At 60.9% G+C, this 12,272-nt stretch carries 11 protein-coding genes and 1 rRNA gene; 7 read left to right on the top strand and 5 right to left on the bottom strand.

All coding sequences use genetic code 11. The features are described from left to right. Positions 1 to 143 precede the first annotated feature (143 nt). The 4 genes from rrf to BM300_RS11675 all read left to right on the top strand — a co-directional run bounded on the left by rrf (position 144) and on the right by BM300_RS11675 (position 3,973). Positions 144 to 259: ribosomal RNA gene (rrf, locus tag BM300_RS11690) — 5S ribosomal RNA — on the top strand. A gap of 148 nt (positions 260 to 407) precedes the next feature. After that, positions 408 to 1,067, top strand: a complete 660-nt coding sequence (locus tag BM300_RS11685) for a paraquat-inducible protein A (RefSeq protein WP_092223821.1) — start codon at positions 408 to 410, stop codon at positions 1,065 to 1,067. Next, positions 1,054 to 1,677, top strand: coding sequence for a paraquat-inducible protein A (locus BM300_RS11680; RefSeq protein ID WP_063324362.1), 624 nt, complete (start codon positions 1,054 to 1,056; stop codon positions 1,675 to 1,677). Before BM300_RS11685 ends, BM300_RS11680 begins: the two co-directional genes overlap by 14 nt. Next, on the top strand, positions 1,670 to 3,973 hold the full coding sequence (locus tag BM300_RS11675; RefSeq protein ID WP_092462926.1) for a PqiB family protein: 2,304 nt from the start codon (positions 1,670 to 1,672) through the stop codon (positions 3,971 to 3,973). Before BM300_RS11680 ends, BM300_RS11675 begins: the two co-directional genes overlap by 8 nt. A 184-nt stretch (positions 3,974 to 4,157) precedes the next feature. Here the strand turns inward: BM300_RS11675 and mksF are convergent, their stop codons facing one another. Genes mksF through mksB form a run of 3 tightly spaced genes read right to left on the bottom strand, consistent with a single transcriptional unit; the run spans position 4,158 to position 8,966 of the window. Further along, positions 4,158 to 6,998: an Mks condensin complex protein MksF gene (gene mksF, locus BM300_RS11670; RefSeq protein WP_092149673.1), complete on the bottom strand. Its 2,841-nt coding sequence runs from the start codon at positions 6,996 to 6,998 to the stop codon at positions 4,158 to 4,160. Continuing rightward, entirely contained in the window at positions 6,995 to 7,696 is a 702-nt protein-coding gene (gene mksE, locus BM300_RS11665; RefSeq protein WP_063324364.1) for an Mks condensin complex protein MksE, read from the bottom strand. Before mksE ends, mksF begins: the two co-directional genes overlap by 4 nt. Next, positions 7,686 to 8,966, bottom strand: a complete 1,281-nt coding sequence (mksB, locus tag BM300_RS11660) for an Mks condensin complex protein MksB (protein WP_063325220.1) — start codon at positions 8,964 to 8,966, stop codon at positions 7,686 to 7,688. Before mksB ends, mksE begins: the two co-directional genes overlap by 11 nt. A gap of 181 nt (positions 8,967 to 9,147) precedes the next feature. Between mksB and BM300_RS11655 the strand changes: the two genes are divergently transcribed. Together BM300_RS11655 and rimI are read left to right on the top strand one after the other, a co-directional pair. Next, positions 9,148 to 9,924, top strand: a complete 777-nt coding sequence (locus BM300_RS11655) for an energy transducer TonB (RefSeq protein ID WP_092223817.1) — start codon at positions 9,148 to 9,150, stop codon at positions 9,922 to 9,924. Then, positions 9,917 to 10,369 carry a ribosomal protein S18-alanine N-acetyltransferase gene (gene rimI / locus BM300_RS11650; protein WP_047229376.1) on the top strand — a complete coding sequence of 151 codons (453 nt, stop codon included), beginning with the start codon at positions 9,917 to 9,919 and terminating at the stop codon, positions 10,367 to 10,369. Before BM300_RS11655 ends, rimI begins: the two co-directional genes overlap by 8 nt. Positions 10,370 to 10,478: 109 nt before the next feature. Here rimI and BM300_RS11645 read toward each other — a convergent pair whose 3' ends face one another. Then, positions 10,479 to 10,883: a serine kinase/phosphatase gene (locus BM300_RS11645; RefSeq protein ID WP_092223815.1), complete on the bottom strand. Its 405-nt coding sequence runs from the start codon at positions 10,881 to 10,883 to the stop codon at positions 10,479 to 10,481. Between the two features lie 132 nt (positions 10,884 to 11,015). Between BM300_RS11645 and can the strand changes: the two genes are divergently transcribed. Then, positions 11,016 to 11,660 carry a carbonate dehydratase gene (gene can / locus BM300_RS11640; protein ID WP_058546018.1) on the top strand — a complete coding sequence of 215 codons (645 nt, stop codon included), beginning with the start codon at positions 11,016 to 11,018 and terminating at the stop codon, positions 11,658 to 11,660. Positions 11,661 to 11,670: 10 nt separating this feature from the next. Here can and BM300_RS11635 read toward each other — a convergent pair whose 3' ends face one another. Continuing rightward, positions 11,671 to 12,216: an SET domain-containing protein gene (locus tag BM300_RS11635; RefSeq protein ID WP_092462917.1), complete on the bottom strand. Its 546-nt coding sequence runs from the start codon at positions 12,214 to 12,216 to the stop codon at positions 11,671 to 11,673. Positions 12,217 to 12,272 lie beyond the last annotated feature (56 nt).

Here is a 12,272-nt window from a genome sequence, read left to right as displayed (position 1 = left end):
CAAGCCGAAGGCGAAAGAGACCAGATTGCGGTGTGTGAAGACGAAACGAACCGAAAGTTCGAGAGACTCGACAGCAACACACAAACTATCGCATACCCATTCGCTGGAACGTGACCGCAAGGCACGCGCTGGCTACCGAATTTCTTGACGACCATAGAGCATTGGAACCACCTGATCCCATCCCGAACTCAGAAGTGAAACGATGCATCGCCGATGGTAGTGTGGGGTTTCCCCATGTGAGAGTAGGTCATCGTCAAGATTAAATTCCGAAACCCCTATCTGCTGATGCAGGTAGGGGTTTTGTTTTGCCCATCATAAAAGTCTGCGAACGCTCGTAATAAATTTGCACAGTTATTTTCGAGCTGGAGCACTAGAATAGTCCCACCTTAGCTGAGCCTGAGCTGTTTATGCCCGATCCGTCAGACACTGATAGGTTGCCAGATCTTCCTCTGGGCGATTTGGTTGCGTGTCATGAGTGCGACTTGTTGATGCGCAAGCCCCAACTGGCCCATGGCGAAAAAGCCGAGTGCCCCCGCTGCGGTTATGAGCTTTATGCTCACCGGCACAATGTAGTCGAACGCAGTCTTGCGTTGGTGATCGCCGCCCTGCTGTTATATGTGCCGGCCAACTTCTTACCCATCATGGAGCTCAATCTGCTTGGGCAGTCCTCCCAGGACACCGTTTGGAGTGGGGTGGTCGGTCTGTTTGATACCGGCATGCAAGGCATCGCGGCAGTGGTGTTCCTGTGCAGCATGGGCATTCCGCTGCTCAAGTTGCTCTGTCAGTTGGTGGTGCTGTTGTCCATTCGCTTGGACTTTGGCCGTAGTTACGGTTTGTTGCTGTATCGCATTTATCACCATCTACGAGACTGGGGGATGCTTGAGGTCTACCTCATGGGCGTGTTGGTGGCCATCGTCAAGTTGGCAGACATGGCGGCTATCACTGTAGGCCTTGGCCTGGTGTGCTTCATCAGTTTGTTGCTGGTCCAGGTCTGGCTGGAGGTGGTGATGTCACCCCATCAGATCTGGCAGGCGTTATCAGGAGAGGATGCCCATGCGGGCGATTGATGCAGGGATTCTGATCTGTACGGAGTGCCACGAGTTGAATCGGCAGGATGCTGAGGTCGACAACCAAACCTGTACTCGCTGCGGCGCGCTGGTTCACCCCCGTCGCCCGAACAGCCTGATGCGGACCTGGGCGTTGTTGATCACGGCCGCGATTCTTTATATTCCGGCCAACATGTTGCCGATCATGACTATCAACTCGCTGGGCCAGGGCGCCCCGAGCACCATCATGGCTGGCGTCATCGAGCTGGTTCAACACGGCATGATTCCTATTGCCGCCGTGGTGTTCATCGCCAGCATCGTTGTACCCACTTTCAAACTGGTGGGCATCGCCTTGTTGTTGTTTTCCGTGCAGCGGCATCAGCCTATGTCGGCGCAGCAACGCATCCTTATGTACCGTTTCATCGAGTTCATTGGCCGCTGGTCGATGCTGGATATTTTCGTGATCGCCATTTTGGTGGCCGTGGTGAATTTCGGACGGCTCGCCAGTGTTGAAGCCGGTCTCGGCGCGATCGCTTTCGCCAGCGTAGTGATTTTGACAATGATTGCCGCAGTAACCTTCGATCCCCGACTGATTTGGGATAACACGGAGTCGGATGACGACCATGACTGATTTGCCTACCGCTAAAACTCGACCGGCTTCGAACTGGTCGGCCATCTGGGTCCTGCCGTTGATTGCCTTGATCATCGGCGGCTGGCTTGGCTGGCGGGCTTATAACGAAACCGGAATCGAGATCAACGTGCGCTTTGAGAGCGGAGAGGGCATTCAGGTCAACAAAACCGAAGTCGTTTACAAAGGGATGACGGTCGGCAAAGTGACGGCCCTTACCCTCGATGACGAAGGCAACTCCAAGGGAGTGGTCGCGACCATCGAGATGAACAAGGACGTCGAGCAATACCTCAAGACCGGAACACGTTTCTGGCTGGTCAAGCCGAGCGTGAGCCTGGCCGGGATCACGGGTCTGGAAACCCTGGTATCGGGTAACTATGTGGCTATCAGCCCAGGTGAAGGGGAGTCGACCCGTAAGTTCAAGGCCCTGGCCGAAGAGCCGCCGCTGTCGGACGCCAAGCCGGGTTTGCACCTGACCCTCAAGGCTGATCGGCTGGGTTCGCTGAACCGTGGCAGCCCGGTGTTCTACAAACAGATTCAGGTCGGTCAGGTGAAGAGTTACCTGCTGTCCGAGGATCAGAGCAAGGTCGAGATCAAAATCTTCATCGAGCCGACCTATGCCAGCCTGGTGCGCAAACACACGCGTTTCTGGAACGCCAGTGGCATCAGCATCGATGCCAACCTCTCGGGCGTCAAAGTGCGCAGCGAGTCCCTGGCCAGCATCGTGGCCGGAGGGATTGCCTTCGCCACGCCGGAAAGCCGCAAGGACAGCCCGCCGACGGACCCAAGCCTGCCGTTCCGTCTTTACGAAGACTTTGACGCCGCTGCGGCGGGCATTCGAGTGAAAGTCAAACTCAGCGATTTCGAAGGGTTGCAGGCTGGTCGTACGCCGGTCATGTACAAAGGTATCCAGGTCGGCAGCCTGAAGAACCTCAAGGTCGATTCGGACCTGGCCAGCGCCACGGCTGAATTGACCCTGGACCCCTTGGCCGAAGATTACCTGGTAACCGGCACGCAGTTCTGGGTCGTCAAGCCATCCATCTCCCTGGCGGGTATCACCGGCCTGGAAGCCTTGGTCAAGGGCAATTACATTGCCGTGCGTCCGGGTGACAAGGGCGGCGCGCCGCAACGCGAGTTCGAAGCTCGGGCGAAAGCTCCACCGCTGGACTTGCGTTCCCCGGGGCTGCATTTGGTCCTGCTGACCGAAAACCTCGGATCGCTGGAGGTCGGCAGTCCGATCCTCTACAAGCAGGTCAAGGTCGGGTCGGTGCAGAGCTATCAGTTCTCCCGCAAGAAGAAACAACTGATCATCGGTGTGCACATCGAGAAGGAGTACGAAGGGCTGGTCAACGGCTCGACCCGGTTCTGGAACGCCAGTGGGATCACCCTCACGGGCGGTTTGACCGGCGGGATCCAGGTCAAGAGCGAGTCCCTGCAAAGCCTGATGGCCGGCGGGATTGCCTTTGAAACGCCGGAACCGAATGTGCCGCTGAAAAGACGTATTCCGCGTTTCCGCCTGTTCACCGATCACGAAGCCGCACAACAGCGAGGCACTGAGGTCACGATCAAGGTCGATCGCGCCGATGGTTTGCGCAGTGGTACACCGATCCGATTCAAAGGATTGGATGTGGGCAAGGTCGAGGATGTTGATCTCAGTGCCGATATGCAATCGGTGCTGCTCACAGCGCGTATCACCGAAGTGCCCGAGCGCATCGCCCGGGTCGGGTCCCAGTTCTGGGTGGTCAAGCCGGAGTTGGGGTTGATGAAGACCTCCAACCTGGAAACGCTGGTCACCGGCCAATACATTGAAGTGCAGCCTTCGGCGAAAAACCTCGGGCCGCAGAAAAACTTCGTGGCCCTGGCCAACCCACCGCAAAGCGCTGTGCCCGAAGCGGGATTGAGCCTGGTGCTGAGCGCGGCCCGCCGAGGTTCGTTGAAGATCGGCGTACCGGTGACCTACCGCGAGATTACGGTGGGCAAGGTCACGGGTTATGAACTGGGCCAGACCGCGGACCGGGTGTTGATCCATATCCTGATCGAGCCCAAGTACGCGCCGCTGGTGCGCAGCGGCACACGTTTCTGGAATAGCAGTGGCTTCGGTCTGGACTTCGGGCTGTTCAAGGGCGCGACGGTGCGAACCGAGTCGCTTGAAACGCTTATCCAGGGTGGCATTGCGTTCGCAACGCCGGATGGCGAACGAATGGGCAATCCGGCTCGACCGGAGCAGACTTTCCCGTTGTTCGATAAGTTTGAAGATGAATGGCTGACCTGGGCGCCAAAGATCAGTCTCGGCAAGTAAGCATAATGGTCGGCAATACCCGTGGCGAGGGAGCTTGCTCCCGCTGGACCGCGTAGCGGTCCTAAAGCCAGCGGCTGCTGCGCGGCCGAGCGGGAGCAAGCTCCCTCGTCACAGATTATGCATTAACCATGAAAAAGGCCGCGATCCATTAGATCGCGGCCTTTTTCATGCCCGGCTACTCACCTCACACCGGATCCAGCTCCGGCTCGTCGGCCTGGACATTCACCGTGGCCTTCACCGCATCGTGACGACGGATGTATTTCCAATCCGCTTCGTCTATGTAGATGCCGTTCGGCCCGCTGCCGCCTTCCAAGTCGATGGCGACACTGGCGCAGACTTGCGGCTTCACACTGGCGAGGATCGGCACGAAGCCCAGTTGCAGACTGGTTTCCAGCAGTGCCGCCTGGTTCTTCTCGTCGATGTCCGCCGCTTCGTCGAGGTAGTACGGCAGGCGCACGCGGCCGGCCTGTTCGCGGTCCATCAGGTGCAGCAACAAGTACATGTTGGTCAGCGCCTTGATGGTCATGGTAGTGCCGTTGGACGCCGCGCCGTCGATGTCGGTGTGGATCACGGGCTGACCATTGACCTTGGTGATCTCGAACGCGAGTTCGAACAGGTCCTTGAGGCCGAGCTGGTTGTGGTTCGCCGCCACCAGCCGCGCCAGGTACTCCTTGGCTTCTTCGTTCTTGTTGTCCTGCTCGGCGCTCTGGCTGAGGTCGAACACCGACAGCGTCTCGCCTTCCTCGTACTGGCCGGCACTGTGGATGATCTGGTCGATGTGCTTGAGCGCTTCCTTGTTCGGCGCCAGGACGATGCGGAAGCTCTGCAGGTTGGACACCTGGCGCTTGTTGATTTCGCGGTTGAACAACGCCAGTTGGTGCTCGAGGCTGTCGTAGTCGCTGCGGATGTTGCGCAGGGTCCGGGCGATGTCGGTCACCGCCGCACGGCGCGCCTTGCCCAGGGTCAGGGCTTCGTCGGTGCGGTGGGCATAGGCGTTGATCAGCAGTTGCAGGCGTCGCTCCATGTCGTCTTCGCTGTCGAACTTGGCCACGCCCTTGAGGCGCACCTGGGCATACAGCGCTTCGATCTGGCCGTCGACCCGCAGCAGCCCTTGCCAGCTGTCCTGGTAGTCATTGAGCAGCGGCAGCAGGTTGTCCATGGAATCGTCGACCGGGTCCATGAACGGCGTGCCGAACGGCAGGTCCGCCGGCAGCAGTTGGCGGCGGCGCAGGGCGTCGTCGAGGGTGCGTTGCTTGGCTTCCATGTCGGCGATCTGCCGGCCCACCAACTGCAACTTGGCGGACAACTGCTGGACGCGCTCGGTGAAGGCATCGCTGGAGCGCTTGAGTTCGTCCTGGGCGGCTTCCATTTGCGCCAGCTGTTCGAGCTTCTCGCTTTCCTCGGCGCTCAAGGTCTGGGTACGGCGGAAGTCTTCCAGGGCTTTTTGCGCATCCAGGACCTGCTGGTACAGCGCTTCGGTCTGGGTCTTGCTCGCGGCGCGGTCGGCGGCCACGGCTTGCTGGGTCTTGAGCTGTTTGAGTTCTTTTTCCAGGCGTTCTTTCTGGTCGCGCAGCGCGGCTCGGTCGGCCAGGGCTTGCAGGGCAGGTGGCTCGATGTGGGACAGGTCGATGGACAGGCCCGGCACTTCAAAACGCTCGCCCTTGAAGCCGTCGAGGATCAGCTCCATGGATTTGACCCACTCGCCATTCTCGTCCAGCGCGATGCCGTGTTCGCCCAATGGCAGGCTGAACAGGGCGCTGTTGAACAGGCGCATCAGGCGTTCGACGTCCTGCTGCGAGAACTCTTCCCGCAGGCGGGCGTAGCTGTTGTTGTCGGCGTGATCGAGTTGCTGCTTGACCGACTTCAGGCGTTTTTCCAGATCCCGCAGACGCTCTTCCAGGTCTTCGGCGCTGAATTGCCGGGACTGGGCCAGGGCGCCGGCCAGTTCGTCGTGGGCGTCCTTGGCGGCGAGCAGTTGCTGCTCCAGGACCTTGACGTCATCCACCAGGGCAAACCGATGCTTGAGCACCGACAGCTCGCCGAGCCAGCGCTGGATGCCGCTGATTTCCCGTTCCAGGCGCATCAGCTCCTGAGTGCCGCCGCGCTGGTCGTTCTGCAGCGAATCCTGTTCGTTGCGGTAGTGTTCGGCCTGGATGGTCAGCTCTTCCTTGCGGGCACTGGCGTAGTCCGACCAGGTGCCGAGCAACGAGTCGAGCAATGGCGATAGGCGATGCAGTTTGCCGCGCAGAATGTCGCGCTGCTTCACGCCATTGGCCAGGGCTTCCACCAACGGGCCGGCGGCGACCAGGGAGTTGTAGTCCTGCTCCATGCGGCGTACGTCGCGGAAGGCTTCTTCGCACGCGGCGATGTAGTCCACGCTACCGGAGCGCAGGCTGTGCTCGAACGCGTCGAGGAACAGTTGCTTGAGCTTGGCCGCAGTGATTTCGCGCATGTGCAGCAGGTTGATGAACAGCGCGCGGAAGGTCTTGAGGCTTTGCTCGCTGGTGGAGCGCAGCGGGATCAGTGTCAGGTCCAGCGGAATGGACGTATGACCGCCTACCAACAGCCGCCGCAGCTCATCCGGCTTGAGTTCGTAGGCTTTCAGGCCTTCGCGCTCCAGGTTGGTGAACAACTCTTTCTGACGCAGACAGGTGTCATTTTTCTGATAGTGGGCCAAGTCCAGCTTGCCAGCGTAGGCAAAGAACTGGTGACCGAAACCGCCGCCAGGGCCGCGACCGACCACGCCAATCACGTGCGGGCCGTGGGGCAGGGCGACTTCCACCAGGATGTAGCTGGTGTCCGAGGCAAAGTAGAAACGCCGGGACTGTTCCAGGCTGTACTTGCCGAAGCTCATGTCCGACATGCGCGCCAGGATCGGGAACTGCAAGGCGTTGATCGAGGCGGATTTACCGAGGTTGTTCGCGCCATAGACCGACAGCGGTTCTTCCAGCGGGAACAAACCGAGGCTGTAGCCGGCGGTGTTCAAAAGGGCAAAGCGGCGGATGCCGTAGCGTTCCTTGCTCATGCGTCGGTCTCCTGTTCTTCGGCAATGGCACGGGCCAGTGCGTCTTCTTCGCTTTCACCTTCGAATTCGCTGAGGTCCAGCGGATCATCGGTCTGTAGCAGTTTCTCGTCGCTGTCTTCGTCGATCAGCACCGGCGCGGGCAGCGGCAGCACACTGTGCAGGCTGGCGGCCAGGTCGCGGTCCTGCTGGACCGACAGGCACACGTCGAGGAAGCGATGCATCGGCGGCAGGAAGCGGTACACGCCGTTGTCTTCGCTGGCGAAACCCAGTTGGGTCATGCGCCGCATGATTTTCTCTTCCAGTTCTTCCTGGGTCTGGACTTCGGCCTGGATGAACAGGTCGCGGTACTTTTCCAGCAGCGAAGGCAGCTCATCGCGGCCCAGGCTGCCGCCGTCGAGCACGGCAATCGGGTCGCGGCCCTGGTCGGCCAGGTGCTCGACCAGGATAAAGGTGAACAGGGCCAGGCGCTGGGCGGTCTTGTTCACCGCCGCGGCGGCCAGGTCCGGCACGAAGTAATAGAAGCCACGGGTGTCGCACACCAGTTCGAAGCCCAAGGCCTTGAACAGCGTGCGGTACTGGTCCTGGAAGTTCGACAGTTGCGCGTACAGCTCCGGGTCGCGGCGGCTGACGTGGTAACCCTTGAACAGCTCGCGAAAGATCGGTGCCAGCTGGGACAGTTCGGATAGATCAAGATGCATGGGGGATGCTCGCAGAATCCTCGGCGGCGGTGTCGCCGGCCGAGAGCAGGGCGAAGGAGCGCAGGCTGACCTGATGCTCGTGAGTGTGATAGTCGCGGCGTTCCAGACGCTCGCGCTTGAAACGTTTTTCCCGCGACAGGCGCGAGAACCAGTACAGCAGTTCGTCGGTGGCGCCGTCCGGTTCCTGCTCCAGCAGCCAGGTCATCAGGTCCGGCATTGGCAACGCGTCTTCGCAGCGCTCGACCATCTCGCGCACGGTGCGTGGTGCGCGCGGCGCCTCGCCGCCCTTGTGGGTCTTGTGGGACTTGGGGAAGCGCGCCGGTTTCGGTTCGAAGCGGGCCAGGGCATAGACATAGGCTTCGACCTGGCTGGCGCTGCCCAGGAACGTACTTTGCGGCCGGGTGAACAGCGGCATGGCGGCCTGCGGTACGGCATCGATGCCTTTGCGACGAATGGCGGCCAGGGCCAGGGCGGCGCCACGGGTCACGGCGTTGTGACGGCGGGCCTCTTCGCGCAGTGGCAGGAGCAATTCGCGGGCATGGCGCAGGGTCAGTTGGGCGCTGGTCTGCATTTCGAGGATGCGCGCGTGGGTGCGCAGCAGCATGTCGTCGTCCACCAGGTGGCCGAGGCGTTGCTGTTCGGTGAGCATGCGCAACAGCACGTTCTCGACCTTGCGCACGCCTTGCTCGAAGGCGCCGTCGGCGTTCACCAGTTGGATCATCGGTTCGACGTATTCGTCCCAGGTCGCCAGCACTTCGGCATAACGCTGGCGCAGCGGGATCTGCCGGTCGCTGGTCTTGGCCCGCTCGGCCACGGCCACCAGGGCCTGTTCGTCGTTGGCGAGTTTCTTGAGCACGTCGCGCACGCGCATGTCCAGCAGGCGCAGTTGGCGGGCCAGGTCGTTGCCGTCGCGAATGTCGAAGGCGTCCTGGATATAGCCGGCCAGGCGCTCGAGGTGGCGCAGGTAGGCTTCGATCTCCAGGCACAGGCCCAGGCGGTGTTCGCGGCGCAGGTAGGCGAGGAAGTCATGGATCTGGGCGTTGAGCTCGAAGCGGTTCGGGCTTTTCGCCACCGGTACGAGAATGTCCAGGCGGATCCACACATCCAGCAGGCTGGTGATGTCCTGGGGCGTGCTGTCCAGTTGTTGGGCGGCCAGCTGTGAACGCAATTCGTTGAGGCTCAGGGTGCCCTGGTCGAAGTGCTCGCACAAAGGTTCCAGCAATGCCCAGTGTTCAGCGAGGGCGCGCAAGACGCGCTTGGGTTCGATCATCGCAATGGCCGTCGGGTTGGCAATTAAAAGCGGCGATTGTACTGCATCGGGCCGGTTGCGATTCACCCCTTGGACGGACTGTCGTTCGCTATCGATCAACTATTGGCTCAACAGGGAAGCGATCCGCCTCGAAGGGCGGTAGAATCCCTCCCACTTTCAGTTATCCACAAGTGGCCGACCCTTGCTTATCGAGTCCCGCCGCCGCGCCTATCTGACCGCCATGCAGGTGGTCAACTGGCTGCCGCGTACCGAATTGCCGTTCGCCGCCCCGTCGCGGCCCGAGCTGTTGGAAGCGCCCGAACCGGTAGAGAGCGTGCCGGTCGTGACGGCGCCCGTGGCCAAGACCGTGGCCGAGCCGGTGGCCGAGCGGCCGAAAGTCGAGGTGCCACGCCCGAGCCTGGCCTCGACCCGTACCAACGCCAAGCCGGTGGAGGAGGCCGATGAAAAGCCGGCCCCGGTCAAGGCGCCCTATGTCGCACCGCCGCGTTTCGCCCTTCAGTTGTTGCGGGCGGGACGTTGCCTGCTGTTGGTGGAGTTGCCCACGGGCGAGCCGTTCCAAAGCCGCGATCCAGCCTACTTGCTGCTCAAGGACATGCTGCGCGCCGCCGGTCTGCCGGATAGCCCGCAGATCATTGGCGAGCCGGTGCGTTGGCCGCTGTTGTCGCGCGGCACCATGGACCAGGGGCCCGAAGCGGCGCGGGATTTCGTCCAGGGCTTCGTTTCAGCGCGGCTCGAAGACGAGCCCTGCGTGTGCCTGTGGCTGATCGGCCTGCCGGCGGTGAAGTTTGCCGGCGAGGCGGATGCCGAAGCGTTCAATCGCGAACTGCAGGTCGAAGGCCTGGGCTCGGCCTGGGCGTTGCCCGGGTTGGAACTGTTAATGGAAACGCCACAGCGCAAGGCTGATGTCTGGCAAGCCATGCGCCGGCTGATGGCGCGCTGGAAAGAATCGAATGAGTGACGCTGTATCGTTCCGCCCGATGACCGAGGCGGACCTCGACGCTGTACTGAAAATCGAATACGCCGCTTACAGCCACCCGTGGACCCGGGGAATCTTTCTCGACGGGCTGGGCAAATACCAGATCTGGCTGATGTTCGAAGGCCAGCAGCAAGTGGGCCATGGCGTGGTGCAGATCATCCTGGATGAGGCGCACCTGCTCAATATCACCGTCAAACCGGAAAACCAGGGCCGTGGCCTGGGTTTGCGCCTGTTGGAGCACTTGATGTCGATTGCCTACAAGGCCGAGGCCCGAGAGTGCTTCCTGGAAGTGCGAGACAGCAACCGCACGGCGTTCCGGCTGTATGAGCGCTATGGCTTCAATGAAGTGGGCCGGCGCCGGGATTACTACCCGGCGGTGGGCGGGCGTGAGGATGCGGTGGTCATGGCCTGCACGTTGGTGGACTGAAGCACCGCGACCCCATGTGGGAGCGAGCTTGCTCGCGAAGACGGCGGTACATTCGACATCGATGCAAACTGATCTACCGCTATCGCGAGCAAGCTTCCACAGGGTCGGGTCAACGCTTGCCATCCAGAGGATCGATATCGGCCATTTCCGCCTCGTCCAGCCCGTCGCCCCCGCCAATATCATTTTCACCCACCACGCTCAGGTCCCAGTCCGCCTGTTCGTCGTCCCCGGTCTCGTGGGCGTCCCGGGCGCCGTCTTCGCGAATGAGCGTTTCCGGGCTCATGTCGTCGTCGGTCGGTTGGTGATCGTCCGTCGAAGCCCCCGTCAGGCCGGCTTCACGAACGCGCTCACGCGGCATCAGTTGTTCGCGCTCGTTGTCCGGCAGTTCATCGCCGATTTTCGCGCTGGGTTCTTCTTCGTCGAATTCCAGTTCATGCATCGAGCCCATGCGATCTTCATTGTCGTCGATGGGTTCCGGTTGCACCGCATCGAAAGGGCGTCGTGAATCATTCATGGCAATTCCTCATACTGTGGGCCTTACTGGTGTCGACCGGCAGCGCATCCAGGAATTCCAATGCATCGCCGACGTGACCTTGACCGACGGTCGTTTGTCATAGTTGCGCACTCTCAATCGAGGCTAGACAGCATGAACGAATTACAAGATCTGATTGATAACAACGCGCGTTGGGCCGATGCGATCAAGCAGGAAGATCCTGACTTCTTCTCCAAGCTGGCTCGTCAGCAAACCCCGGAGTACCTGTGGATTGGCTGTTCCGATGCGCGGGTGCCGGCCAACGAGATCGTTGGCATGCTGCCGGGCGATCTGTTCGTACACCGCAATGTGGCCAACGTAGTGTTGCACACGGACCTCAACTGCCTGTCGGTGATCCAGTACGCGGTGGACGTGCTCAAGGTCAAACACATCCTGGTCACCGGCCATTATGGCTGTGGCGGTGTGCGTGCCTCGATGCAGGACCGGCAACTGGGCCTGATCGACGGCTGGCTGCGTTCGATTCGCGACCTGTACTACGAGCATCGCGAGGCCTTGGGCCAATTGCCGACCGAGGAGGAACGTGTCGACCGCTTGTGCGAGCTGAACGTGATCCAGCAGGTGGCCAACGTCGGCCATACCAGCATCGTGCAGAACGCCTGGCACCGCGGGCAGAAACTGTCGATCCATGGCTGCATCTACGGCATCAAGGACGGACGCTGGAAGAGCCTGGACACCACGATCAGCGGTTTCGAACAGCTGCCGCCGCAGTATCGGCTGCGGCCGGTCGGCGCGCCCTGAGTCCGGTTCGTCAGTCGCGGTGACATTGACGGCGCCAGTGCCGTAGAAACTTCATTCCCTGTTCATTGGGCGGTTCGTCATAGCCGGTAATCCAGCCATGACAGTTGTACGAACCGCACCGGCAGGCGAACTGTCGATACAGTTTCTGTTCGGTACTGGCGTAGTCCATCGTCAGGCAGTCGCCTTCATCTATACGGGCCAGTGACCACAACCACAGTTCGCTCATGTCGAGGAAGACATTCGGGTTGCAGGAATGCAGCAGCAATCCGGCGAAGCGTGGGTCATACATGTGCACGTCCGGCAGGATCTGCAACGTGTGCAGGCGCCGTCGGCTCACCAACAGCCCCGAAACCCTGCACATCCTTGTCATGGGAGCGAATGGTTTACGGGCGATGATGCCGTTGCCGTTGCCGTTGCCGTTGCCGCGGCCGTCGGTCGTGTGATGCACTTCGAAGTCGTGCACCGAGGGGTAGCCCAAGCGGGTGCTGAGTTGTTTTTCCGGGTAGATGCAATCCCGGTGCTGTGAACAGGCGCTATCTGTGATGAACGTGGTCATGACAGTCCTTGTCGGTGCTAAACACTCGACTTGCTGGCGCTGGCGATCCTGCCGGC

The organism is Pseudomonas sp. NFACC46-3, from assembly GCF_900114515.1.
GTDB lineage: Bacteria > Pseudomonadota > Gammaproteobacteria > Pseudomonadales > Pseudomonadaceae > Aquipseudomonas > Aquipseudomonas fluorescens_Q.
The sequence above is the reverse complement of the archived record's forward strand: the minus strand, read 5'-3'. Positions and strand labels throughout refer to the sequence as shown.